Source organism: Sphingomonas folli (genome assembly GCF_019429525.1).
GTDB classification, from domain to species: Bacteria; Pseudomonadota; Alphaproteobacteria; order Sphingomonadales; family Sphingomonadaceae; genus Sphingomonas; species Sphingomonas folii.
This window is the reverse complement of the sequence record NZ_JAHXZL010000008.1, coordinates 34,477-59,779: the sequence shown is the minus strand read 5'-3', so window position 1 is coordinate 59,779 and position 25,303 is coordinate 34,477. Positions and strand designations below refer to the sequence as shown.

Genomic DNA, 25,303 nt, shown 5'->3' with positions numbered 1-25,303 from the left:
ACGTGCAGATCAAGGGGATATCCACCGGGTGCCAGCGCGTAGCCTCGCCGACAGGATCGGCGACATGATAATCCTCACCGCGCCCGAGCGAGCGGCGCTCGATCAGCTGGGCGAACGCGAGCGCACCGTGCGCAAGGGTGTGACGCTGGTGCGCGAGAATGAACGCTCCACCGAGCTGTTCGCGCTGAGGAGCGGCATGCTGATCGCCTATGTCCTGCTGGACGACGGCAGCCGCCAGATCCTCCGTTTCATCTTCCCGGGCGACCTGACCGGCATGGCGGTGATCGCGTTCGGCAAGGCGCCGCACGCGCTGCTGGCACTCGCCGACAGCGTGGTGGTGCCGATCGACCGCACGCAGCTCGCCGAGCTGGTGCTCCGCCACCCGCGCGTCGCGCTCGCGCTCGCCGCGCTCGAGCAGGTTGAGCGCACCACGCTGACTGACCGGCTCGCCGGGCTGGGTCGCTTGTCCGCGCGCGCGCGCGTCGCCGCGGTGCTGCTCGACCTGCGCGACCGGATCCGCCGCCAGGACGACAGCACCGGCGACACCTTCCAGCTGGGGCTGACCCAGGAGGAGATCGGCGACGCCACCGGGCTCACCGCGGTGCACGTCAACCGGATGCTGCGCCAGCTCGAGGACCAGGGGCTGATCGCGCGCTCGGGCGGCCGGGTGACCCTGCTGGACGAGGCACGCCTCATGCGCAGCGCCAACCACGTCGACCGCCTCGCCGCGGTGGACCTGAGCTGGCTGCCGGGGCCGAGCGCGGGATAGCGCGGTCGGATCCTCCCCTGGAAGGAGGTGCCAGGCCGCAGGCCTGACGGAGGGGTGTCACCGCCGGAGAGTCCGGCGATTCTCACTGGCGTGGACACCCCTCCGACGTGCGGCGCGCGCCACCTCCCCTTCCCAAGGAGGATGAGGAACAGACCGGTCACGCGGGGCCGCCCGACCCTCCGGGGGCGCCTACCGCCGCACCCCGCTCTGCTCCAGCTCGGCGTCGATCGCCGCCACCAGCCGCGCCAGCCCGGCGGCGTCGCGCGCCTCCGCGCGCAGCGTCAGCGCCGCCTGCGTGTTGGACGCGCGCAGCAGCCACCAGCCCTCGTCCGTCGATACCCGTACCCCGTCGGTGCGGTCGACCCGCGCGCCCGCGGCGTCGAGCCGCTCGGCCACCTCCGCCACCACCGCGAGCTTGCGCGCCTCGGCGACCGGCACGCGCCACTCGGGCGTGGTGCAGCGCGGCGGCAGCGCCGCGCGCAACGCCGCGAGCGTCTCGCCCGCGCGCCGCACCGCGCGCAGCAGCCGCACCGCCGCGTACAGCGCGTCGTCGAAGCCGTAATAACCGTGCGCGAAGAAGATATGGCCCGACAGCTCGCCCGCGAGCGGCGCGCCCACCTCCTTCATCTTCGACTTCATCTCGCTGTGCCCGGTCCGCCACATCAGCGCGCGTCCGCCCAGCGCCGCGATCCGGTCGAACAGCGCGTCGCTCGATTTCACGTCGGCGACGATCGTCGCGCCGGGCAGTTCCTCGAGCAGCGGCGCGGCGAGCAGCGCCAGGATCTCGTCGCCCCACAGCACGCGGCCGCTCGAGTCGACCGCGCCGATGCGGTCGCCGTCGCCGTCGAAGGCGAGCCCCAGGTCGAGCTTCTCGCGCGCGACGAGTGCCTTGAGGTCGGCGAGGTTGGCCTCGACCGTGGGATCGGGGTGATGGTTCGGGAAGCGGCCGTCGATGTCGCAGTATAGCAGATGGTGCTCGCCCGGCAGGCGCGCGGTGAGCGCGCGCACCGCCTCGCCCGCGGCGCCGTTGCCCGCGTCCCAGCCGACGCGGAGCGGTCGCCCCTGATCGCGCTCGGGGTCGCCCGCGAGCAGCCGCTCGACGTAATCCGCGCGGACGTCGCGCTCGCTCACCGCGCCCTGCCCGCTCGTCCAGTCGCCCGCGGCGGCGAGGCGGGCGAGATCGGCGATGTCGTCGCCGAAGAAGCTGTCGCCCCGCAGCACCAGCTTGAAGCCGTTGTCGTCGCGCGGATTGTGGCTGCCGGTGACCTGCACCCCGCCGTCGACGCCGAGCGTCGCCGCGGCATAATAGAGCATCGGCGACGGCCCGAGCCCGACCCGCACCACGTCGACCCCGCCCTCGCCGAGCCCGCGCACCAGCGCCGCCTCGAGCGCGGGCGAGTGGGTGCGCCCGTCATAGCCGACCGCGACGCTCGACCCGCCCGCGCGCCGCAGCCGTGTCGCGAAGCTTCGCCCCACGGCATAGGCGTCCGCCTCGGACAGGTTGGTGCCGACGGTGCCGCGCACGTCATATTCGCGCAGGATCACGGGATCGAACCGGTGGCTCACGCGGGCGCCCCGCTCAGTCGCGGCGCAGGCGCGCGAGCAGCGCGTCGCGCGCGGCATTGGCCTGGCGCGCGCGCTCGGGCGAGCCGCCGCGGTCGGGATGGATCTCCGAGATCAGGCGGCGGTGCGCGGCGCGGATCGCGGCCTCGTCGGCCTCGTGGGTGACGCCGAGCAGCGCGCGCGCCTCGGCCAGCGGCGAGCGCTGGCGCTTCGGCGCGGGACGGAGGAAGCGCCACACCGCGTAGACGATCGCGAGGAAGAGAAGCCACTTCAGCATGTCGGGCTCCGCGTCGTCGCGACCCGCTCGAACATACCACCCCAGCGGACGCCGGGGTCCAGCCGGGAAGGCCATCGTGTTCGGTCGCTGCCGTTCCCCACCTGTACCCCGGCGTGCGCCGGGGTGGTACGAGGAGAAGATGTCAGCTTATCCGCCGCAGGCAGACGACATCCGGTGGCGCCATCGCCCCTCTCTCGTTCCCGCGTGCGCAGGAACACGGTCCGCCCCACGCCGCTCACGCGAACAGCGGCATCGTCGATTCGGGCAGCGCCAGCGCCGCCATCATCTCGCGCAGTTCCTGGCGCGCGGCGACGTGGCTCAGCCCCATCCCGCCGAACGCCTTGGCGTCGAGCAGGGTCAGCCCCTTGGGGAACAGCTCGCGGTAGATCACGCGCTCGCCCAGGCCGGGGATGATGCGAAAGCCGACCCGCCGCGCCAGTTGGTCGAGCGCGTCCGACACGCGGCGCATATTGCGCGCCTCCAGATATTGCAGCCGGTTGCGCAGCACGACCCAGTCGATCGTGGTGCCGTCCTCGCGCGCGCGCGCCTTGCGCGCGTCCCAGATCAGCTCGGAGTAGAAGCTCGGGCGGGTGACCTTGTAGGTCTCGGGGTCGACCTGGCCGATCAGGTCGAAGTCGACGAAACTGTCGTTCATCGGCGTCACCAGCGTGTTCGACAGCGCCGCCGCGAGCCGCGCCGCGGGGTCGTCGCGCCCCGGCGTGTCGATCACGAGGAAGTCATAGCCGTCGGTGAAGCGCTGGTAGAGCTCGGCGAAGATGCCGTCGGCGCGGCCGTCGCCGGTGGCGTGGTCGGGCAGCGGCAGGTCGATCGCCGAGCGCTTCACCGTCGACTCGCGGTTCTCCAGGTAGCGGCCGAGCGTGCGCTGGCGATGGTCGAGGTCGATGCAGGCGACGCGCGCGCCCTTGGCCGCGAGCGCGATCGCGACATGGACCGCGGTGGTGCTCTTGCCCGTCCCGCCCTTCTCGTTGGCGAAGACGATGACGTGCGTGCGCCCGCCCGGCGCCCCCGCGCCCGGGCTGTCGTCGTGCACGCCTGCAACGGTATCGGACAATTCGTCGCATCCCTGATTGATCGCGGTTCGTCGCGACCATAGAACCCGACGCCGCGAGTTTCGAGGGGTAACGGGTGGACATATATCGGGAGCTCGCCGGGCTCCGCGCGGCGCTGGAGGCGGCGCGCGCGAGCGGCCGCGAGGTGGCGCTGGTGCCGACCATGGGGGCGCTGCACGCCGGCCATATCGCGCTGGTCGAGGCGGCGCGGCGGCCGGGAACGACCGTGGTGGCGTCGATCTTCGTCAACCCGCGCCAGTTCGGCGCCGGCGAGGACCTGTCGCGCTACCCGCGCAAGGAGACCGGCGATATCGCGATGCTCACCGAGGCGGGCTGCGACCTGCTGTGGCTGCCGCCGGTGGAGCAGATGTACCCGGCGGGCTTCGCCACCAACGTCTCGGTGAGGGGAGTGAGCGAGGGGCTCGACGGCGCGGCGCGGCCGGGCCATTTCGACGGCGTCGCCACCGTGGTCGCCAAGCTCTTCAACCAGGTGCGCCCGACCCGCGCCTATTTCGGCGAGAAGGACTTCCAGCAGCTCGCGGTGGTGCGGCGCCTTGTCGCCGACCTCGACCTCGACGTCGAGATCACCGGCGTGCCGACGCAGCGCGAGGACGACGGGCTCGCGCTGTCGTCGCGCAACGTCTATCTCTCCCCCGAGGAGCGCCAGAAAGCGGTGGCGCTGCCGCGCGCATTGGGCGTGGCGGCGCGCGCGATCCGCGGCGGGAGCGACTCGGCGCGGACGCTCGACGACGCCGCCGCGACGCTGACCGCCGCCGGCTTCGAGGTCGACTATGTCGCGCTGGTCGACGCCGAGACGCTCGCGCCCGACCCGGGGCCGGGCCGGCGGCGCCAGCTGCTCGCGGCGGCGCGGCTCGGCAACACCCGGCTGATCGACAATCTCGCGGTGGACGCGGGATAAGTTCGACTGAAGTCGGATTAACCGATTAACCAATTAGAGACTCGAATCAGCGAGAACACTCCTCATTCCAAGGATTAGAGGGGTAATCCGAGATGCTGACCGATTTCGAGGGCGCGCTGCTGGCGCGTCGCACCGCGGAGGCGACCCGCGGTAATGAAGATGCCGCCTATGACCTGGGCGTGGCCTATTCGACCGGTACCGCCGGCGCGACGCTCGACCTGATCGAGGCGCACAAGTGGTTCAATCTCGCGGCCGCGCGCGGCCACGAGGCGGCCGCCGCGGCGCGCGCCGAGGTGGCCGAGGACATGACCGCGCGCGAGATCGCGACCGCGCAGCGCGCGGCGCGCGACGTGCTGGCGCTCGGCACCCGCCGCGCCGCCTGACCCGCCGCTCGCTCGCGGCGCCCGGTCGATGACGGCGCTGCGGCGACAGGCGTGACGCAAGTGGCGGTGGGCGTGACGTTCGTTCCCTGCGCTCTACCGTCATCCTGAGCTCGTCTCAGGATCCACGGTCCCGCCCATGCAATCGTGCGAGGAGCGCGCGGACGGGTGGATCCTGGGACGAGTTCAGGATGACGCCGGTGCGCGAGGGTGTGAGTCCCCTCGATCCTCCCCGGCACGGGGAGGTGGCAGCGCGTGAGCGCTGACGGAGGGGACGCTCCGCGAGCGGGCCTGGTCGCGTGAGGCGATCCCCCTCCCCGCTCGCGGGGAGGGATTGCCGCCGCTCTCTGGCCCCGCGCTACTTCTTCGCCGCCGCCTTCTTCGCGGGTGCCTTCTTCGCCACCGCCTTCTTCGCCGGCGCCTTCGCGGCGCCCGCCTCCGCCCTCGCCGCCGCGGGCTTCTTCGCCGGCGCCTTCTTCCTGACCGGCTTCTTGGCCGGCGCCGCGGCGGCGCGGTCGTCGATCAGCTGCGCCGCCTCCTCCAGCGTGAGCTGATCGGGCGCGATCGTCTTGGGCAACGTCGCGTTGGTGGTGCCGTCCGTCACGTAGGGACCGTAGCGCCCCTCCATCAGCCGCAGCTCGGCCTCGGTCCGCGGGTGCGCGCCCAGCACCTTGAGCGGCGCCCGCGCGGCGCCGCGCTGCGGTCGCCCGCCCCCCGCCGCCGCCTCGGCGAGCTTCACCACCGCGGCGTTCATGCCGGTCTCGAACACCTCGGCGGTGGAGTGCAACCGCGCGTATTTGCCCTCGTGCACCAGATAGGGGCCGTAGCGCCCGATGCTGGCGGCGATGTCCTTGCCCGTCTCCGGGTGCTGGCCGATCACGCGCGGCAAATGGAGCAGCTTGAGCGCCATCTCCAGGTCGAGCTCGCCGATGTCCTTGGGGATCGAGGCGCGCTTGGCGTCCTTGCCGTCGCCGAGCTGGATGTACGGGCCGAAGCGGCCCGACTTGCGCTCGACCGGCAGCCCGGTCTCGGGATCGTGGCCGAGCTGCTCGGGAGTCGCGTCCTCGCTCGCCTCGCCGCCCTGCGCGAAGCGGCGCGTGTACTTGCACTCGGGATAGTTGCTGCACGCGATGAACGCGCCGAACTTGCCGCCGCGCAGCGCCAGGCTGCCGACATGGCACGCGGGGCACAGCCGCGGGTCGGTGCCGTCGGCCTTGTCGGGGAAGAGATAGGGCGCGAGAAACTGGTCGAGCTGCGCGGTGACCTCGCTCGGCTTCTGCTCCATCACCTCGGCGGTGCGCGGCTTGAAGTCGCGCCAGAACGCCTCGAGCACCGCCTGCCACTGCGCGCGCCCGCCCGAGACGTCGTCCAGCTCCTCCTCCAGCCCCGCGGTATAGTCGTAGCCGACGTAGCGCTCGAAGAAGCGCTCGAGGAAGGCGGTCACCAGCCGGCCGCTCTCCTCGGCGAAGAAGCGGTTCTTCTCGACGCGGACGTAGGCGCGGTCCTTCAGCGTCTTGATGATCGAGGCATAGGTCGAGGGCCGGCCGATCCCGAGCTCCTCCATGCGCTTGACCAGCGACGCCTCGGAGAAGCGCGGCGGCGGCTGGGTGAAATGCTGCTCGGCGTCGACGCCCTTCTTGGCCGGCGAGTCGCCCTCGCGCAGCCGCGGCAGGCGCCGGGCGTCCTCGTCCTGGCTATCATCTTGCCCCTCCTCGTAGAGCGCGAGATAGCCGGGGAAGAGCACCACCTGCCCGGTGGCGCGCAGCACGTGGCGGCCGGTGCCGTCGGCCAGCTCCACGGTCGTGCGCTCCATCCGCGCCGACGCCATCTGGCTCGCCAGCGCACGCTTCCACACCAGATCGTACAGCCGCGCGTGGTCGCCCGAACCGACTCGGTCGCGCCCGAAGTCGGTCGGGCGGATCGCCTCGTGCGCCTCCTGCGCGTTCTTCGCCTTCGTCTGGTACATCCGCGGCTTGTCCGGGACATAGCCGCCGTCGTAGCGCTGCGCGATCGCGGCGCGCGCGGCGGAGATGGCGCTGCCGTCCATCTGCACGCCGTCGGTCCGCATGTAGGTGATCGCGCCGTCCTCGTAGAGCTGCTGCGCGATCCGCATCGTGTGATCGGCGGAGAAGCCGAGCTTGCGCGCCGCCTCCTGCTGCAGCGTCGAGGTGGTGAAGGGCGGCGGCGGGTTGCGCGTGGCGGGCTTGGTCTCGACCGACTGGACCGAGAAATTGCCGGCCTCGACGTCGGCCTTCGCGCGCAGTGCGTCGCCTTCGTTGCCGATCGAGAGCCGGTCGAGCTTCCTGCCCTCCCATTGCGCCAGCCGCGCGACGAAGGGTGTGCCGTCGTGCTCGAGGTTGGCGGTGACGGACCAATATTCCTGCGCGCGGAAGGCCTCGATCTCGCGCTCGCGCGAGACGATCAGCCGCAGCGCGACCGACTGGACGCGCCCGGCCGACTTGGCGCCCGGCAGCTTGCGCCACAGCACCGGCGAGAGCGTGAAGCCGACGAGATAGTCGAGCGCGCGGCGGGCGCGATAGGCGTCGATCAGGTCGGTGTCGAGCTGGCGCGGGTTGGCCATCGCCTGCGTCACCGCGGGCTTGGTGATGGCGTTGAAGGTGACCCGCTGGACGTCCTTGGGCAGCACCTTGCGCTTGGCCAGCACCTCCTGGACGTGCCACGAGATCGCCTCGCCCTCGCGGTCCGGATCCGTCGCGAGGATCAGCCGGTCTGCGGTCTTGGCCAGATCGGCGATCGCCTTGAGCTGCTTGGCCTTGTCCGCGTAATTCTCCCATTCCATCGCGAACCCCTCGTCGGGGTTCACCGAGCCGTCGCGCGGCGGCAGGTCGCGGATATGGCCGTAGCTCGCGAGCACGCGATAGTCGGAGCCCAGGTACTTTTCGATGGTCTTCGCCTTGGCGGGCGATTCGACGATGACGAGCTGCATAAGCGGTCGGTAGCGGTCCTTACGTGTACGCGCGAGGGTGGGTGGCGGGAGCGGGCACGTCAAGCGAGGGGGAGATCTTCCCCGGCACGGGGAGGGGGACCGCCGCGCATCGCGCGGTGGTGGAGGAGGCTCGCCACGAAGCGCAGCGCCTGCGGAAGCCCCCCTCCACCAGCCTGCGGCTGGTCCCCCTCCCCGTGCCGGGGAGGATCCAAGGGTCTCACCGGGTCGCGACCGGCGTCTCGCCCGAGTAATCGTAGAACCCGCGTCCGCTCTTGCGCCCGTACCAGCCCGCCTCGACGTATTTCACCAGCAGCGGCGCGGGGCGGAACTTGGGATCGCCGGTGCCCTCGAACAGCACGCGCGTGATCTCGAGGCAGGTGTCGAGCCCGATGAAGTCCGCCAGCGTCAGCGGCCCCATCGGGTGGTTGAGCCCGAGCTGGCAGGCGGCGTCGATGTCGGGGATCGTCGCGACGCCCTCGCCCAGCGCGAACACCGCCTCGTTGATGTACGGCATCAGCACGCGGTTGACGATGAAGCCGGGCGCGTCGCTGGCATGGACCACGCGCTTGCCCAGCCGCGCGGCGAAGCGCTCGATCGCCGCCACCGTGGCGTCGGCGGTGGCGAGGCCGCGGATCACCTCGATCAGCCCCATCACCGGCACGGGGTTGAAGAAATGCACGCCGATGAAGCGCGCCGGGTCGGGCGCCGCCTGCGCCAGCCGCGTGATCGGGATCGACGAGGTGTTGGTGGCGAGGATCGCCTCGCCGCCCAGCACCGGGCCGACACCCGCGAAGATCGCGCGCTTGATCTCCTCGCGCTCGGTCGCCGCCTCGATCACCAGCGCGCAATCGGACATGGCGTCATAGCCCGCGACCGGCTCGATCCGGGCGAGCGTCGCGTCGCGCGCCGCGGCGTCGATCTTCTCCTTGGTGACGTCGCGCGCCAGCCGCTTGGCGATGCCGTCGCGTCCCTGGGCGGCGCGCGCCTGATCGACGTCGGCGAGCAGCACGTGCGCGCCCGCCGCGGCGGCGACCTGCGCGATCCCCGCCCCCATCTGCCCCGCGCCGATCACGCCGATCCTGTCCATCGTCCATCTCCCGTGCGGCGCGCGCGCCTGTCATCTGCGCGCCGGCTCCTCGGCCGGCGCTGCTCGGCGAGCGCTCTAGCGGGGCGGGAGCGGGAGGTGAAGCGGCGCGGCGGGACAGGCCGCCGCTTCAGCTAGAGTGCGACCTATCGAAGACGACCCGTGCTCCGGCGAACGCCGGAGCCCAGGGCCGCAGAGATGCCGCTCGTGGCTCTGGGCTCCTGCTTGCGCAGGAGCACGGTGGCGTCCGCACGAACGGGGCTGGTCTGGGTGACAGACGCGACCCCGCCCGCGTGGGGCGAGGTCGCCGCCTTGGCTCAGGCCGACAGCTTCTGGCTGAACGCGTCGGCCGGCTTGAGCTGGTCGATGCGATCGGCGTTCATCACCTTGTCCCACGCCTTGACGAAGTCGCGGACCATCTTCTCCTTCGAGTCCGACTGGGCGTAGACCTCGGCCTGCGCGCGCAGCTCGGACTGCGAGCCGAAGATCAGGTCCACCCGCGTCGCGGTCCAGGTCGGCGCCTTGGTCCTGCGGTTCATGCCCTGGAAGCGGTTGTTCGACTCGGTCGCGACCCACTCATTCTCCATCGTCAGCAGGTTGACGAAGAAGTCGTTGGTCAGCACGCCGACGCGGTCGGTGAACACGCCCTCCTTGGCGCCGAAGGCGTTGGCGCCGAGCACGCGCAACCCGCCGACCAGCACGGTCATCTCCGGCGCGGTCAGCCGCATCAGCTGCGCCTTGTCGACCAGCGCCTCCTCAGGCGCCATGAAGGCGCCGTCCCAGTAATAGTTGCGGAAGCCGTCGGCCATCGGCTTGAGCGCCTGGAACGAGTGCGCGTCGGTCCATTCCTCGCTCGCGTCCATCCGGCCGGGGGTGAACGGCACCTCCACCGCCACGCCGCCGTCGCGCGCCGCCTTCTCCACCGCGGCGGTGCCCGCCAGCACGATCAGGTCGGCGATCGACACCTTCTTGCCGCCGCCGGCAGCGGCGTCGAACTCGGCCTTCACCTGCTCCAACCTCGGCAGCACCTGCGCGAGCAGCGCGGGATCGTTGACGTCCCAGTCCTTCTGCGGCGCGAAGCGGATGCGCGCGCCGTTGGCGCCGCCGCGCTTGTCCGAGCCGCGGAAGGTCGAGGCCGAGGCCCAGGCCACCGACACGAGCTGCGGCACGGTGAAGCCGAGCCCGAGCAGCTTGGCCTTGAGGTCGGCGATCTCGCCCGCCTCGATCACGGGATGGTCGCACGCGGGGATCGGGTCCTGCCAGATCAGCGTCTCCTCAGGCACGAGCTTGCCGAGGTAGCGCTCGCGCGGGCCCATGTCGCGGTGGGTCAGCTTGAACCAGGCGCGCGCGAAGGCGTCGGCGAACTCGTCCGGATTCGCGAGGAAACGGCGCGAGATCGCCTCATAGGCCGGGTCGGCACGCAGCGCGATGTCCGAGGTGAGCATCGTCGGGCGGTGCTTCTTGTTCGGGTCGAAGGCGTCGGGCACGTCCTCGGGGGCGTCCTTGGCGACCCACTGGTGCGCGCCCGCGGGGCTCTTGGTCAGCTCCCACTCGAAGCCGAACAGATTCTCGAGATAGTGGTTCGACCATCGCGTCGGCGTCTGACTCCACGTCACCTCGAGCCCCGAGGTGATCGCGTGCGCGCCGACGCCGCTCTCGAACTTGCTGCGCCAGCCGAGCCCCTGGTCCTCGATCACCGCGCCCTCGGGCTCGGCGCCGATGAACGACGGGTCGCCCGCGCCGTGGGTCTTGCCGAAGGTGTGGCCGCCCGCGATCAGCGCCACTGTCTCCTCGTCGTTCATCGCCATGCGGCCGAACGTCTCGCGGATGTCATGCGCCGAGCGCGCCGGGTCGGGCTCGCCGTTCGGCCCCTCGGGGTTGACGTAGATGAGGCCCATCTGCACCGCGCCGAGGCCCGGGTGGAGCTGGCGCTCGCCCGAGTAGCGCTCGTCGCCGAGCCAGGTTCCCTCGGGGCCCCAGAACAGCTCCTCGGGCTCCCAGGTGTCGGCGCGGCCGCCGGCGAAGCCGAAGGTCTTGAAGTCCATCGATTCGAGCGCGGCATTGCCGACCAGCACGAACAGGTCCGCCCAGCTCAGCGCGTTGCCGTACTTCTGCTTGATCGGCCACAGCAGGCGCCGCGCCTTGTCGAGGCTGGCGTTGTCGGGCCAGGAATTGAGCGGGGCGAAGCGCTGCTGCCCGCCGCCGGCGCCGCCGCGCCCGTCGGTGATGCGATAGGTGCCCGCCGAGTGCCACGCGAGACGGATGAACAGGCCGCCGTAATGACCGAAGTCGGCCGGCCACCAGTCCTGCGAGTCGGTCATCAGCGCCTTGAGGTCGGCCATCACCGCGTCGAGGTCGAGCGTGGCGAACGCCGCGGCATAGTCGAAGTCGGCGCCGAGCGGGTTGGAGCGCGGCGAATGCTGGTTGAGCGCGGCGAGGCTCAGCCCCTCCGGCCACCACTCGCGATTGCCCTGGCGCTTCGAGCGATTGCCCCCGCCGCCGCCGTGCCCGGCGACGGGACAGCCGCCGCCCACTTCGCCCGTCTTCGCGTCCATGCTCGCTCTCCTCAGCGTCGTGGCCCTGCGCCGCGCCCGTGCGCGACGATCCGCCACCGTTGCCGGGGAGATAGGACGTTCCGACATCCCGAGTAAAATCGATTAAAGGCGCGGCTTTGAGGGAGTGCCTCGATCAGTGGGCCGATCCTCCCCGGTACGGGGAGGGAGACCACCGCGCGCCGGCGCGGTGGTGGAGGGGGCTCGCCGCGAACGGGCCGGCTCGCGTGCGGAAGCCCCCCTCCACCATGCTGCGCATGGTCCCTCTCCCCGTGCCGGGGAGGATCTTGGGCCCTCGCAACCCATTGCATCGCCCCCGACATGCCGTCACCACGCGCGGCATGACCGCGCTCCCCCCGCCCCCCGCCGACCTGCTCGCCGGCGCCAGCCTGTTCCTCGACTTCGACGGCACGCTGGTCGAGATCGCCGACACGCCCGACGCGGTCGCGGTCGCCGACCATGTTCCGAGTCTGCTCGCGCGGCTGGTCGACGCGCTCGACGGGCGCGTCGCGATCGTCAGCGGGCGCCCGGTCGCCGAGGTGCGCGCGCTGCTCGCCCCGGCGCTACTCACCGTCGCGGGCAGCCACGGGCTGGAGATCGCGGGCGCCGACGGCGGCTGCTACGCCCCCGAGCGCCCGCCCGCGCTGGACGAGGCGCTCGCCGCCGCGCGCGCGCTCGCCGCGCGCCACCCCGGCGTGCTGATCGAGGACAAGCCCTACGGCGTCGGCCTCCACTATCGCCGCGCACCCGACGCGCAGGAGGCGGTGACTCGGCTCGCCGACGACCTCGCCGCGGCGCACGACCTCAAGGTGCAGCACGGCAAGATGGTGGCCGAGCTGCGGCTGCGCGGGCGCGACAAGGGCAGCGCGGTCGACCTGCTGATGGCGGAACCCGCGCGGCGCCACACGCGTCCTGTGTTCATGGGGGACGACGTGACCGACGAGGCGGGCTTCGCCGCCGCGCGCGCCCAGGGGGGCGCGGGCGTGCTGGTGGGCCCCGTGCGCGACACCGACGCCGCCTATCGGCTCGACGACGTCGCCGGCGCGCTCGCCTGGCTCGCCGCCGCCTGCCCCTCCCCTCACCCGACGGAGACGTGATGACCAACCTCGACCTGTGGCCGATCGGCAATTGCCAGGTGAGCGCGCTGGTCGACCGCGCCGGCCGCTTCGTCTGGGGCTGCGTGCCGCGCGTCGACGGTGACCCGCTGTTCTCCGCGCTGCTCGGCGGCGAGGCACCCGAGACCGGCTATTGGGGCATCGAGATCGAGGACAGCGTCTCGGTCGAGCAGGAATATGTCCGCAACACGCCCATCCTGATCACGCGCCACACCGACAGCCACGGCGGCGCGATCGAGGTGATCGACTTCTGCCCGCGCTTCCAGCGCGAGGGCCGCACCTATCGCCCGGTCGGCTATGCCCGGATCGTCCGCCCCGTCGCGGGCAGCCCGCGCGTCCGCGTCAGGCTGCGCCCGACCTGCGGCTGGGGCGGCGGCTGCCGCGAGCAGATCGGCGGCTCCAACCACCTGCGGCTGCTGCTCGACACGATCGCGCTGCGGCTCACCACCACCGCGCCGATCGCGATGGTGCAGGGCGAGCACGCCTTCCGCGTCGAGCGCCCACTCCACTTCTTCCTCGGGCCGGACGAGAGCTTCCAGGGCGACCTCGCCAGCACCGTCGACCTGATGCTCTACCGCACCACCCAGGAGTGGCAGGGCTGGGTGCGCGGGCTGGCGGTGCCGCTGGAATGGCAGGAGACCGTGATCCGCTGCGCCATCACGCTCAAATTGTGCCAGCACGAGGAGACCGGCGCGATCGTCGCGGCGCTGACCACCTCGGTGCCCGAGCACGCGGACTCGCAGCGCAACTGGGACTATCGCTACTGCTGGATCCGCGACGCTTATTACACCGTGCAGGCGCTCAACCGGCTCGGGGCGCTCGACGTGCTGGAGGGCTATCTCGGTTACTTGCGCAACATCGTCGACGCCGCGCGCGGCGGGCATATCCAGCCTCTGTACGGCGTCCTCGGCGAGGCGCAGCTGCCCGAGCGGATCGAGGCGCAGCTGACGGGCTATCGCGGCATGGGGCCGGTGCGCGTCGGCAACCAGGCCGCCGAGCAGATCCAGCACGATGCCTACGGCCAGATCGTGCTGTGCTCGGTCCACGCCTTCTTCGACCATCGCCTGTTCCGGCTGAGCGGGGTCGAGGATTTCGAGGCGCTGGAGCGCGTCGGCGAGCGTGCCTGGGCCTATTACGACCAGCCCGACGCCGGGCTGTGGGAGCTGCGCACGCGCCAGAGCGTCCATACCTACAGCTCGGCGATGTGCTGGGCGGCGTGCGACCGGCTCGCCAACGCCGCCGAGCGGCTGCGGCTGCCCGAGCGCGAGGCGCTCTGGGCCGAGCGCGCGCAGGTGATCCGCGACCGCATCGAGTCCGCGGCGTGGCGCGAGGAGACGCGGCGCATGTCCGCCACCTTCGCGGGCGACGACCTCGACGCCAGCGTGCTCCAGCTGCTCGACCTGCGCTTCCTCGAGGCGGACGACCCGCGCTTCCTCGACACGCTCGCCGCGATCGAGACCGGGCTCAGGCGCGGCTCGACGATGCTGCGCTACGACACCGAGGACGATTTCGGCCTGCCCGAGACCGCGTTCAACGTCTGCACCTTCTGGCTGATCGAGGCCTTGTACCTCACCGGCCGGAGCGACGAGGCGCGCGCGCTGTTCGAGGAGATGCTGACGCGCTGCACCGCGGCCGGGCTGCTCTCGGAGGACATCGATCCCCATAGCGGGGAGCTGTGGGGCAACTATCCCCAGACCTATTCGCTGGTCGGCATGATCAACTGCGCCGCCATGCTGAGCAAACCGTGGAGTAGTATCCGTTGAGTCGACTGATCGTCATCTCGAACCGCGTCACCGCGCCCAAGGGCTCCACCTCGGGGGCACAGGGCGGGCTCGCGGTCGCGATGGCGGCGGCGCTCCGCGACCGCGGCGGATTGTGGTTCGGCTGGTCGGGCGAGCAGACCGACCATTTCAACGGCCATATCAACTTCCAGCGCAACCAGGGCGTGACGACCGCGACGGTCGACCTGGAGGAGCAGGACGTCCAGGAATATTACGACGGCTACGCCAACCGGACGTTGTGGCCGCTGTTCCACTATCGCATCGACCTGGCCGAATATGAGCGCGAGTTCGCGGGCGGCTATCAACGCACCAACCAGCGCTTCGCCGACACCGTCCGACCGCTGATCGAGCCCGACGACCTGGTGTGGATCCAGGACTATCACATGTTCCCGCTGGGCGCCGAGCTGCGCGAGCGCGGGTGCCGCAACAAGATCGGCTTCTTCCTCCACATCCCCTGGCCGCCGCGCCGCCTGCTCGGCACCTTGCCGAACGCGCGCGAGCTGGTGGAGACGCTGTTCGCCTATGACCTGATCGGCTTCCACACCGCCGAGTGGCTCGACTCCTTCCGCGACTTCGCGATCCAGGACATGGGCGCGACCGTCGACGAGCACGGCATCGCGCGGCTGGGCGACCGCTCCGTCAAGCTGGTGGCCTGCCCGATCGGGATCGACGCGGCCGAGTTCGCCGGCATGTCCAACGGGGTCGCGGCGCGGCTCGCCTATCGCCGCATGCGCGACAGCGCGACCGGGCGCGACATGATCGTCGGCGTCGACCGGCTCGACTATTCCAAGGGGCTGGAGGAGCGCTTCCTCGGCTATGAGCGCTTCCTCATCGAGCATCCCGAGGAGCGCAAGGAGGTGTTCCTGCTCCAGGTCGCGCCGCCCAGCCGCGTCTCGGTGGAGAGTTACCAGCGCATCCGCACCTCGCTCGAGCAGATCTCGGGACGGATCAACGGCGAATATGCCGACGTCGACTGGGTGCCGATCCGCTACGTCAACCAGGGTTACCCCCGCGACCAGCTCGCCGGCATCTACCGCGCCGCCAAGATCGGGCTGGTGACCCCGCTGCGCGACGGCATGAACCTGGTGGCGAAGGAATATGTCGCCGCGCAGAACCCGGAGGATCCGGGCGTGCTGGTCCTCTCGCGCTTCGCCGGATCGGCCGAGCAGATGCCCGAGGCGCTGCTGGTCAACCCGTATAGCGCGGAGGAAGTGTCCGACGCGATCTGGCAGGCGCTGCGCATGCCACGCGACGAGCGCGTGCGCCGCTGGGAAAAACTGATGGCGGGCGTCCAGGCCCAGGACGTGACCTGGTGGGCCAGCGAGTTCCTCGGCGCGCTCGAGCGGGTCGAGGTGAGGGAGCGGACGGGCTGACGCCGAGGCTCTCCCTTTAGGGGGCTGACGTGGAGCTTCGCCTCAGGCGTCGCGCGGGCCGCCACCACCCCCCGCCCCCTCGCCTCATGGCAAGGGCAACTGCGCCCCGCCCGACCGCGCCGCCTCCCCGTCGACCACCACCCGCCGCCGCAGCAGCGCCTCGGGCATCTCGGCACGGATGTACGCCAGCAGCGCCTCGCGCACGTCGCAGCGCAGGTCGAAGGCGGTGGAGGCGTCGCGCGCGGTCATCAGCCCGCGCAGCTCGATCGAGCCGTCCGCCTTGGTGTCGGTCACCTGCAGGTTCCAGAAGCGCTTGTCCCAGCGCGGGTTGCTCGTGACGATCTCGCCCAGCTTCGCGCGCAGCCGGTCGACGTCCACCGTCGGGTCGAGATACCAGAAGACGCTGCCGAGCAGCGCGCTCGACTGGCGCGTCCAGTTCTGGAAGCTCTGCTCGAGGAACTTGGAGACCGGCACCACCAGCCGACGCTCGTCCCAGATCTTCACGACGACATAGGTGAGCCGGATCTCCTCGATCCGCCCCCACTCGCCGTCCATGATGACGACGTCGTCGATCCGGATCGGCTCGGTGAAGATCATCTGGAAGCCGGCGATCAGGTTCTTGAGCGCGGGCTGCGCCGCCGCGCCCACCGCCAGGCCCGCGAGCCCCGCCGAGGCCGCCAGCGTCACCCCCAGGCTGCGCACGCTGGGGATCGTCATCAGCATGGTGCAGATCGTCACCAGCAGCACCATCGAGACGATGATCTGGCGCAGGATGGTGAGCCGGGTGCGGCGCCGCCGCGCGCGCAGATTGTCCTCCACGCTGATGTCCGCGCGGCGCATCATCACGTCGATCACCGTCCCGATCGCGACGATCGCGCACCAGCCCATCAGCCCCGGCACCAGCAGCGCGGCGGCGCGCGCCCACAGGGTCGCCGCGCCGCGGCTCAGGTCGAGCGCGGGCTGGACCGCCGCGAGAGCGATCGCGACCAGCAGCCAGCGCAGCAGCTTGCGCACGCGCTCGACGAAGACCGCGGCGGTGCTGTCGGGGCGCGCGCGGGTGGCGCGGCGCGCCAGCCAGACGATCACGCGGTGCAGCACCACCGCCAGCGCCACCGCGGCGGCGATGTAGAGGAGGCCGAGAAGCCACTCGGGCATCTCGCGCCCCCAGCGGTGCAACGATCGGGTCAGCGCGGCCATGATTGCTCCTCGGGTCGCGTGGTTGATCCGGTCTCGCAACGAGGGGGCGCGGGCGGGCGTTCCGTTGGAGAGGCGACCGGTCGGTTCTCGCGACGGCGCGGAGGCGCGAAGGAGGATGTTTCACGCGGAGGCGCGGAGACGCGGGGGTGGCAACCCCGCGACTCGCGACGCGCCCCTCACGTCACGCCGAGAAGGTCGTTCTTCGTCGCCGAGCCGTCTCCCCGCGGACCCGGAACCAAGGGTCAAGCAGGGCGACGGCTTACGACGCCCCGCCCTTCTCGGCTCCCGCGTACGGGAACACGAAGGGGATTGGCAGCGGTAAGCGAGACAGGGAGAGCCGCTGCCGCGGCGGACGCACCTTCTCCGCGCCTCCGCGTGAACGACCTTCCTCACGGCGTCCCGTCGCCGCGCCGACCCATCACGACCGCGTTGACCGCGACTGGTCTCACCTGATATCGTATCTATCGATACCAGAGAGGCTGACCATGCAGCATATCGACGTCAATCCGATGGGGCTCGACGGCTTCGAGTTCTGCGAGTTCACCGCGCCCGACCCGGACGCGCTCGCCGCGCAGTTCGAGGCGATGGGCTTCGTCGCCGCCGCGACCCACCCGACGCGCGCGCTCACCCGCTACAAGCAGGGCCGCATCAATCTCTTGATCAACCGCGAGGCGAGCGGCCACGCCGCCGACTTCCGCGCCGCGCACGGGCCGTCGGCGAGCGCGATGGCGTTCCGCGTCCAGGACGCGCGCGCCGCCTATGACGCCGCGGTCGCGCGCGGCGCCCGACCCGCGCCCGCGGGGCAGGCGCTCGACGACATCCCCGCGCTGGAGGGGATCGGCGGCTCGCTGCTCTACCTGGTCGACCGCCACGGCGCGGCGGGCTCGATCTACGACGACTGGGACGAGGTGCCCGGCGCCGCCGAGGCAGAGGCCGAGAACAACGTCGGGCTCGACCTGCTCGACCATCTCACCCACAATGTCCGTCGCGGCCAGATGCGGGTCTGGGCCGAATTCTACGGCCAGATCTTCGGCTTCGAGGAGCAGAAGTACTTCGACATCAAGGGCAAGGCGACCGGCCTGTTCAGCCAGGCGATGATCGCGCCCGACCGCGCGATCCGCATCCCGCTCAACGAGAGCCAGGACGACAAGAGCCAGATCGAGGAGTTCATCCGCGACTATAACGGCGAGGGCATCCAGCATCTCGCGCTCACCACCGACGACATCTACGCCACGGTGGAGCGGCTGCGCGCGCGCGGGGTGCGGCTGCAGGACACGATCGAGACCTATTACGAGCTGGTCGACCAGCGCGTCCCCGGCCATGGCGAGGACCTCGAGCGGCTGCGCGAGAACCGCATCCTGATCGACGGCAACGTCGGCGAGGAGGGGCTGCTGCTCCAGATCTTCACCGAGACGATGGTGGGGCCGATCTTCTTCGAGATCATCCAGCGCAAGGGCAACCAGGGGTTCGGCAACGGCAATTTCCAGGCGCTGTACGAGTCGATCGAGCTCGACCAGATCCGCCGCGGGGTGATCACGGTAGATGCGTGAGAGCGGGCGGCGGGCGGCGGGCGAGTACCGGACGGGTCTCCTTTATCGTCGCAGCCCGCCCCTCCCTCCTTCGTCATCCCCGCGCAGGCGGGGATCCAGACGCGCTGATGCTGCGCTTCTTGCACCGACGTCAGCGTTTATGGATCCCCGCCTGCAAGGGGATGGCGAAGGAGGGGAGATCGCGGTGGAAGGCGGGCGTCTAGTGGCGGAGCCCCGGACGCGGCAGACGGCCGACTTGCACGCCGTGGCGAACGACGTCGACAGCGATCGACCCGACCTTACCCGTGGCACCATCGAGAGGAGCGGCGCATGAGCGACTATATCCCCGGCTTCGGCAACCACGTCTCGACCGAGGCGGTGCCCGGCGCGCTGCCGGTCGGGCGCAACTCGCCCCAGCGACCCGCCTTCGGGCTCTACGCCGAGCAGCTCTCCGGCACCGCCTTCACCGCGCCGCGCCATGAGAACCGCCGCTCCTGGCTCTACCGCCTGCGCCCCACCGCCGAGCACCCACCGTACCGCCGCTACGCCGGCGCGGCGCTGCTCGCCCCCGGCACCGACTCCGCGCCGCTCGCCCCCAACCGGCTGCGCTGGGACCCGCTCGCCGCGCCCGCGGCGCCGACCGACCTCGTCGACGGCCTGGTCACGATGCTCGCCAACCGCGACCCGACCGAGCTGGAGGGGGTCGCGCTCCACGTCTATGCCGCGAACCGCGACATGACCGACCGCGTCTTCATGGACTCGGACGGCGAGCTGCTGTTCATCCCCCAGGCCGGGCGGCTGCGGCTCGACACCGAGCTCGGCCGGGTCGAGGTCGCGCCCGGGCAGGTCGCGCTGGTGCCGCGCGGGGTACGCTTCCGCGCCACCCTGCCCGACGGCCACGCCAGCGGCTATGTCGCGGAGAACCACGGGGCGCTGTTCCGCCTCCCCGATCTCGGCCCGATCGGCGCCAACGGCCTCGCCAACCCGCGCGATTTCGAGACCCCCGTCGCGCGCTACGAGGACGAGGATCGCCCGACCGAGGTGATCCAGAAGTTCCTCGGCACGCTGTGGACGACCACGCTCGACCACAGCCCGCTCGACGTGGTGGCGTGGCACGGCAATCTCGCGCCGTGGCGCTACGACCTCGCGCGCTTCATGACGATCAACACGGTCAGCTTCGACCATCCCGACCCGTCGATCTTCACCGTGCTGACCAGCCCGAGCGACGTGCCCGGCCGCGCCAACGCGGACTTCGTGATCTTCCCGCCGCGCTGGATGGTGGCGGAGGACACGTTCCGCCCGCCCTGGTTCCACCGCAACGTGATGAGCGAGGCGATGGGGCTGATCACCGGCGCCTATGACGCCAAGGCCGAGGGTTTCCGCCCGGGCGGGCTGTCGCTCCACAACATGATGGCTGGGCACGGCCCCGACCTGGCGAGCTGGCGCGGCGCCTCCGAGGCCGAGCTGAAGCCGCACAAGATCGACGGCACGATGGCCTTCATGCTCGAGAGCTGCTGGCCCTATCGCCCGACGTCGCACGCGCTGGCGCACGCGCAGCTCGACTATGACGCGGTGTGGAAGGATTTCCCCAAGGCGCAGGTGACGTCGCGCGGATGAGCGCGGGCGAGGCCGAGGGCGCCGCGAGCGCGCCGGCGGGCGCGCGCGTCGACGCGACCCCAGCGGGCGTCGCGCTCGCGCCGCTCGACGCGGTCGCGGACGGCGCGGCGCGCAACTTCGTGCTCCAGCTGCGCGCGGGGCGGTTCCACGGCTTCGTGGTGCGGCGCGGGGAAGCGGTGTTCGGCTATATCGACCGCTGCCCGCACGCCGGGCTGCCGCTGGCGCAGGTGCTCGACGATTACGTCGCCGCGGGCCACGTGCGCTGTTCGTGGCACGGCGCGCTGTTCCGCGTCGAGGACGGCGCCTGCGTCGCGGGACCGTGCGTCGGCGCGCGGCTGGCGGCCTGGCCGGTGACGGTGTGCGACGGGATCATTGTCACGGCGTGACGCGCGGGCGGAGGAGAGAACGATTGTCCCTGCCCTTCAGGGGCAAGTAGGGGCTGACTTGGCCCTCCCCTTCAGCCCCCCTTCGACGCCAGGGACGCTCACCTGCCGTCATCACGGACTTGTCCCAGAACCACTCCTCCGCAGAAGCGATGTTCGAGGAACATGCGGCACGGTAGGTCCCGGAGGAAGTCCGGGATGGCGGAAGAGCGTCGCAGAAGGATACTCTCACGGGCGACGAGGTGTATGTTCGTCTTCGATCGCCAGCCTCCCCTTGGGACGCGCAGCGACTCACCCCCCGCGGAAGCGCAGCCCCAGCCACAAGGTGCGCGGCGTGGCGCGCTCGACCACATCGGCGCCGCTGACCCCGGCCTCGACGCGCGCGTCGAAGAGGTTCTCCGCGCGCGCCTCCACCGCCACCGTCCGGGTCAGCGGCAGCGCGAGATAGCCGTCGAGCGTGGTCGCCGGCGCCAGCGCGCGGAGGTTCTGGTCGTCCTCGAACTGGCGCGCGACGTGGCGCAGCGTCGCCGACGCGGCCAACCGGTCGCGCCGCCAGCCGAGCGTCGCGGAGAGCTGGTCGAGCGGCGTCTGCGCCGGGCGCAGCCCGTCGAGCGCGGCGGCCGCGCCGCTCGCCGCGACGCGCGGGTCGACGTGGCTCCACGAGCCCGAGGCGGTCACCGCGCCGAGCGTCCAGCGCGCGTCGAGCTCCACCCCGCGCGAGCGGATCGAGTCGAGGTTCTGCCGCACGCGATACGCCCCAGCGACGAAGCCGACCCCGGGGAAGGTCCCCGGCCCATTGCCCGCGGTGACGTTGGCGATCGCGTCGTCGAGCCGGTTCCAGAACACCGTCGCGGTCAGCGCCAGCCCGGCGAGCGGCGCGAGCGTAACGCCGCCGTCGACGCCGGTCAGCGCCTCGGGCGCGAGCGCGGCGTTGGCCGCGGTGGCGTCGGCGCCGACGCGGAAGGGGCGGTACAGCTCGTTGAGCGTCGGCAGCCGCCAGCCGCGATAGCCCGCCGCGCGGAACGTCACCGCGCGCACCGGCGCCCAGGCCGCGCCGACGCGCCCGGTCGCCTCGCTGCCGCTGCGGTCGGCGAAGCGCGCGTCGGTCAGCGCCGCCCCCGCCGCCAGCGGGGTCTCGCGCAGGAAGCCCCCGTCGATCCGCCACCAGTCGACTCGCCCGCCCGCGGTGAGCGTCAGCGTGCCGAGCGTGGCGCTGGCATCGGCGAAGGCGCCGAGCGTGCGCTGGTCGCCGCCGGCGACGCGGCGGCGCGTCGGCGCGGCGTTGACGAAGGTGTACAGCTCCTGCGTGCGCCCGCTGACGTCGCGCCACTCCGCGCCGAGCCGCAGCTCGCGCCCCTCGCCCACCGGCGGCGCGATCTCCAGCCGCGCACCGGTGCCGGTCGCGGGCGTGTTATACTGGTTGAGCGTCTCGGTGGCGCGGGTGCGCGCCGCGTCGACGCTGGCGAAGCGTGACGCGAAGGCGCGCGTCTGGAGATAGGCCAGAGCGGTGAAGCCCCATCGCCCACGCCCGACCAGGCGCAGGCTGGCGTCGGCGCCCTCGCTGCGATTGTCGGTGAAGGCGGTGCCGCGCTCGCGCGTGTCGGTGAAGGCCGAGACATTGGCCTGGAGCTCGACCGCGGGCGCCAGCGCGATCACGCCGCGCACCGCCCCCGAGGCCTGCTCGTAGGGCGCCGCGCGGTCGGCCGGGCCGCGGTCCTCGCGCACGGTCGGGATGAAGCCGTCCCCGCGCTGGTACGCGCCCGAGACGGTGGCGAAGCCGACGCCGCTGGTCAGCGTCGCCGAGGCGTTCGCATCGACCGAGTCGCGGCTGCCATAGGCGAGCGACGCCATCACCGGCGCGAGCTGGCGCGGGTCGGCGCTCTCCAGCTCGACCGTGCCCGCCAGCGCCCCCGCGCCGAGATAGCCGCTGCCGCCGCCGCGGGTGACTCGGACGCGGCCGAGCCGGTCGGTGGCATAGGCCGGGAACGGCACCCAGCCGCCGAACGGGTCGGTCTCGGGCACGCCGTCGAGCAGCAGCAGGGCGCGGCTGGAGGCGTTGCCGCCGATGCCGCGCAGGCTGATCCCCTGGCTGGTGGGGTTGGCCGAGCGCGAGTCGGAGCGGCGGAACTGCTGCAGCCCGGCGACGTCGGCGAGCACGCTCTCGAGCCGGTCGCTGGCGTTGGCGCGCAGCCGCTCCTGGTCGATCGTGACGATGGAGAAGGCGCGGTCGCCGGCGCGCTCGTCGAGCCCGCGGCCGGTGACGACGATATCGGCCGGCGGGGCGGGAGCGTCCTGCGCCGCGGCCGGGGCGGAGGCGAGGATCGCGACAGGGATCAGGAGCTTGCGCATGTGCGGCGGCGGTAGCGGAGCGCATCGGCGGGGGCGAGCGGGTTGTGACTGATCGCGATCGTGCGGGTACCCGATCCTCCCCGGCACGGGGAGGGGGACCATGCGCAGCATGGTGGAGGGGGGCCTCCGCGGGCGCTGCGCTGCGTGCGGAGCCCCCTCCACCGCCGGCTGGGAAGGTAGGGCCTCCGCGGGCGCTGCGCTGCGTGGTGAGCCCCCTCCACCACGCCGCTTGGCGGCGCGGTCCCCCTCCCCGCCATGCGGGGAGGATCTTAGGAAGAACTCGCCGACTGCCTCATCCGCTGCCGCGCGCGCCAGCCGCCCCTATCCCTCCTCGCGCTCCAGCAGCCACGCGACGATCCGGTCCGCCGCGGCCTCGGCGCTCTCCGCCGCGGTGTCGACGCGCAGCTCGGGCGCCTCGGGCGGCTCGTAGGGGCTGTCGATCCCGGTAAAGTTCGCCAGCTGGCCGGCGCGCGCCTTGGCGTACAGCCCTTTGACGTCGCGGGCCTCCGCCGCGGCCAGCGCGGTGTCGACGTGGACCTCGACGAACTCGCCCTCGGGCAGCATCGCGCGCACCATGTCGCGCTCGGCGCGGAACGGCGAGATGAAGGCGGTCAGCACGATCAGCCCGGCGTCGGTCATCAGCCGCGCCACCTCGCCGATGCGGCGGATGTTCTCCACCCGGTCGGCGTCGGTGAAGCCGAGGTCGCGGTTGAGCCCGTGGCGCACGTTGTCGCCGTCGAGCAGGAAGGTGTGGCGGTTCATCCGCGCCAGCCGCTTCTCGACGAGGTTCGCGATGGTCGACTTGCCCGCGCCCGACAGACCGGTGAACCACAGCACCGCCGGCCGCTGGTTCTTGAGCGCGGCGCGCTTCTCGCGCGTCACGTCGGTGGGCTGGCGGTGCACGTTGCTGGCGCGGCGCAGCGCGAAGCGGATCATCCCCGCCGCGACCGTCGCGTTGGTCGCCTTGTCGATCAGGATGAAGCCGCCCAGCTCACGGCTCTGCTCATAGGGCTGGAACACGATCGGCCGATCCAGCGACAGCGTCGCCACGCCGATCGCGTTCAGCTCCAGCGTGCGCGCGGCGGTATGCTCCAGCGTGTTGACGTTCACCTGGTACTTGGGCTGGCGCAGCACCGCCGAGGCGCGCTGCGTGGCGAGCTGGAAGGCGTAGCTGCGCCCCGGCAGCATCGCCTCCTCCGCCATCCACACCAGGGTCGCCTCGAACTGGTCGGCCACCTCGGGCGGGTCGCCCGCGGCGGCGATGACGTCGCCGCGCGAGCAGTCGACCTCGTCCGCGAGCGTCAGCGTCACCGCCTCGCCCGCCTCGGCCGCGGCCCGGTCGCCGCCGAGCGCGACGATCCGCTTGACCGTCGTGGTCCGCCCCGAGGGGACGATCCGCACCGCGTCGCCCGGGCGCACCGCGCCGCTCGCGATCGTTCCCGCGAAGCCGCGGAAGTCGAGATCGGGGCGGTTGACCCATTGCACCGGCAGGCGGAACGGCGCGCGCGCGGCGCGGTCGGCGTCGACCGGCACCTGCTCGAGATGCTCGATCAGCGTCGGCCCGTCATACCAGTCCATGTGCGTGCTGCGCGTCGCGATATTATCGCCGCCGAGCCCCGAGACCGGGATGGCGCGGAAATCGGTGAGGCCGATCTCGCTGGCGAAGGCGCGATAGGCCAAGCGGATGCGGTCGAACGCGGCCTGGTCGTAGTGGACCAAGTCCATCTTGTTGATCGCCAACACGACGTGGCGGATGCCGAGCAGCTGCGCGAGGTACGAGTGACGCCGCGTCTGGGTCAGCACACCCTTGCGCGCGTCGACCAGGATCACCGCGAGATCGGCGGTGGAGGCGCCGGTGACCATGTTGCGCGTGTACTGCTCGTGGCCCGGCGTGTCGGCGACGATGAACTTGCGCGTCTCGGTCGCGAAGAAGCGATAGGCGACGTCGATCGTGATGCCCTGCTCGCGCTCGGCGGCGAGCCCGTCGACCAGCAGCGCGAAGTCGATGTTGCCGCCCTGCGTGCCGACCCGGCGCGAATCGTCCTCGAGCGCGGCGAGCTGGTCCTCGAAAACGTGCTTGCTGTCGTAGAGCAGCCGGCCGATCAGCGTCGACTTACCGTCGTCGACCGAGCCGCAGGTCAGGAAGCGCAGCAGCGACTTCTCCTCGTGCCGCTGGAGATAGGCGGCGACGTCGGCGCGGATCAGCGCGTCGGGCTGGTAGGTGGTCATGCGCGGGGTTCCGAGGTGTAGATCCTCCCCGGCACGGGGAGGGGGACCGGCAGCCGAAGGCCGGTGGTGGAGGGAGGCTTCCGCGGGCGAGGCGGTGTGAGGAGGTGAGACAGGCGGCGCGCTTCACTCCCTCTCTTCGCAGCGAGCGCCTCGCGGCACCCCCCCTCCA

Annotated in this window: 18 protein-coding genes; 9 read left to right on the top strand and 9 right to left on the bottom strand. The window is 71.8% G+C overall.

Annotated features, from left to right (window positions below):
- Positions 1-64 precede the first annotated feature (64 nt).
- Complete coding sequence (locus KZ813_RS13085) at positions 65-769, top strand: Crp/Fnr family transcriptional regulator (protein ID WP_219755437.1); 705 nt, start codon at positions 65-67, stop codon at positions 767-769.
- Positions 770-958: 189 nt separating this feature from the next.
- On the opposite strand, the gene pgmG is transcribed toward KZ813_RS13085, so the two are convergent.
- The 3 genes from pgmG to KZ813_RS13070 all read right to left on the bottom strand — a co-directional run bounded on the left by pgmG (position 959) and on the right by KZ813_RS13070 (position 3,660).
- On the bottom strand, positions 959-2,335 hold the full coding sequence (gene pgmG, locus KZ813_RS13080) for a phosphoglucomutase/phosphomannomutase PgmG (protein WP_219755436.1): 1,377 nt from the start codon (positions 2,333-2,335) through the stop codon (positions 959-961).
- A gap of 13 nt (positions 2,336-2,348) precedes the next feature.
- Positions 2,349-2,609 carry a DnaJ domain-containing protein gene (locus KZ813_RS13075; RefSeq protein ID WP_219755435.1) on the bottom strand — a complete coding sequence of 87 codons (261 nt, stop codon included), beginning with the start codon at positions 2,607-2,609 and terminating at the stop codon, positions 2,349-2,351.
- Between the two features lie 235 nt (positions 2,610-2,844).
- A complete protein-coding gene (locus KZ813_RS13070; RefSeq protein ID WP_219755434.1) occupies positions 2,845-3,660 on the bottom strand; it encodes a division plane positioning ATPase MipZ in 816 nt (271 codons plus the stop codon).
- Positions 3,661-3,755: 95 nt separating this feature from the next.
- On the opposite strand from KZ813_RS13070, the gene panC reads away from it, so the two are divergent.
- Complete coding sequence (panC, locus tag KZ813_RS13065; RefSeq protein WP_219755433.1) at positions 3,756-4,598, top strand: pantoate--beta-alanine ligase; 843 nt, start codon at positions 3,756-3,758, stop codon at positions 4,596-4,598.
- A gap of 92 nt (positions 4,599-4,690) precedes the next feature.
- Positions 4,691-4,981: an SEL1-like repeat protein gene (locus tag KZ813_RS13060; RefSeq protein ID WP_183921738.1), complete on the top strand. Its 291-nt coding sequence runs from the start codon at positions 4,691-4,693 to the stop codon at positions 4,979-4,981.
- 355 nt (positions 4,982-5,336) lie between these two features.
- Here the strand turns inward: KZ813_RS13060 and topA are convergent, their stop codons facing one another.
- From topA to katG, 3 genes are all read right to left on the bottom strand, one after another.
- Positions 5,337-7,925, bottom strand: a complete 2,589-nt coding sequence (gene topA, locus KZ813_RS13055; protein ID WP_219755432.1) for a type I DNA topoisomerase — start codon at positions 7,923-7,925, stop codon at positions 5,337-5,339.
- A gap of 217 nt (positions 7,926-8,142) precedes the next feature.
- Positions 8,143-9,012, bottom strand: a complete 870-nt coding sequence (locus KZ813_RS13050; protein ID WP_219755431.1) for a 3-hydroxybutyryl-CoA dehydrogenase — start codon at positions 9,010-9,012, stop codon at positions 8,143-8,145.
- 314 nt (positions 9,013-9,326) lie between these two features.
- Complete coding sequence (gene katG / locus KZ813_RS13045) at positions 9,327-11,564, bottom strand: catalase/peroxidase HPI (RefSeq protein WP_219755430.1); 2,238 nt, start codon at positions 11,562-11,564, stop codon at positions 9,327-9,329.
- 338 nt (positions 11,565-11,902) lie between these two features.
- Here katG and otsB point away from each other — a divergent pair, with 338 nt between their 5' ends.
- The 3 genes from otsB to KZ813_RS13030 are packed head-to-tail and all read left to right on the top strand — an operon-like array spanning position 11,903 to position 15,830.
- Positions 11,903-12,658, top strand: coding sequence for a trehalose-phosphatase (gene otsB, locus KZ813_RS13040; protein ID WP_219755429.1), 756 nt, complete (start codon positions 11,903-11,905; stop codon positions 12,656-12,658).
- Positions 12,658-14,439: a glycoside hydrolase family 15 protein gene (locus KZ813_RS13035; RefSeq protein ID WP_219755428.1), complete on the top strand. Its 1,782-nt coding sequence runs from the start codon at positions 12,658-12,660 to the stop codon at positions 14,437-14,439. The genes otsB and KZ813_RS13035 overlap by 1 nt, the downstream gene beginning before the upstream one ends.
- A complete protein-coding gene (locus tag KZ813_RS13030; protein WP_219755427.1) occupies positions 14,436-15,830 on the top strand; it encodes an alpha,alpha-trehalose-phosphate synthase (UDP-forming) in 1,395 nt (464 codons plus the stop codon). The genes KZ813_RS13035 and KZ813_RS13030 overlap by 4 nt, the downstream gene beginning before the upstream one ends.
- Positions 15,831-15,914: 84 nt before the next feature.
- On the opposite strand, the gene KZ813_RS13025 is transcribed toward KZ813_RS13030, so the two are convergent.
- Positions 15,915-17,027, bottom strand: coding sequence for a mechanosensitive ion channel family protein (locus KZ813_RS13025; RefSeq protein ID WP_219755426.1), 1,113 nt, complete (start codon positions 17,025-17,027; stop codon positions 15,915-15,917).
- A gap of 485 nt (positions 17,028-17,512) precedes the next feature.
- Between KZ813_RS13025 and hppD the strand changes: the two genes are divergently transcribed.
- The 3 genes from hppD (at position 17,513) to KZ813_RS13010 (ending at position 20,559) form a co-directional block, all read left to right on the top strand.
- Positions 17,513-18,577: a 4-hydroxyphenylpyruvate dioxygenase gene (gene hppD / locus KZ813_RS13020; RefSeq protein WP_219755425.1), complete on the top strand. Its 1,065-nt coding sequence runs from the start codon at positions 17,513-17,515 to the stop codon at positions 18,575-18,577.
- Between the two features lie 309 nt (positions 18,578-18,886).
- Entirely contained in the window at positions 18,887-20,173 is a 1,287-nt protein-coding gene (gene hmgA, locus KZ813_RS13015; protein ID WP_219755424.1) for a homogentisate 1,2-dioxygenase, read from the top strand.
- A complete protein-coding gene (locus tag KZ813_RS13010) occupies positions 20,170-20,559 on the top strand; it encodes a Rieske (2Fe-2S) protein (protein ID WP_219755423.1) in 390 nt (129 codons plus the stop codon). Before hmgA ends, KZ813_RS13010 begins: the two co-directional genes overlap by 4 nt.
- A 288-nt stretch (positions 20,560-20,847) precedes the next feature.
- Here KZ813_RS13010 and KZ813_RS13005 read toward each other — a convergent pair whose 3' ends face one another.
- Positions 20,848-22,905, bottom strand: coding sequence for a TonB-dependent receptor (locus tag KZ813_RS13005; protein WP_219755422.1), 2,058 nt, complete (start codon positions 22,903-22,905; stop codon positions 20,848-20,850).
- Positions 22,906-23,226: 321 nt separating this feature from the next.
- Positions 23,227-25,134, bottom strand: a complete 1,908-nt coding sequence (gene cysN, locus KZ813_RS13000; protein WP_219755421.1) for a sulfate adenylyltransferase subunit CysN — start codon at positions 25,132-25,134, stop codon at positions 23,227-23,229.
- Positions 25,135-25,303: the final 169 nt, after the last annotated feature.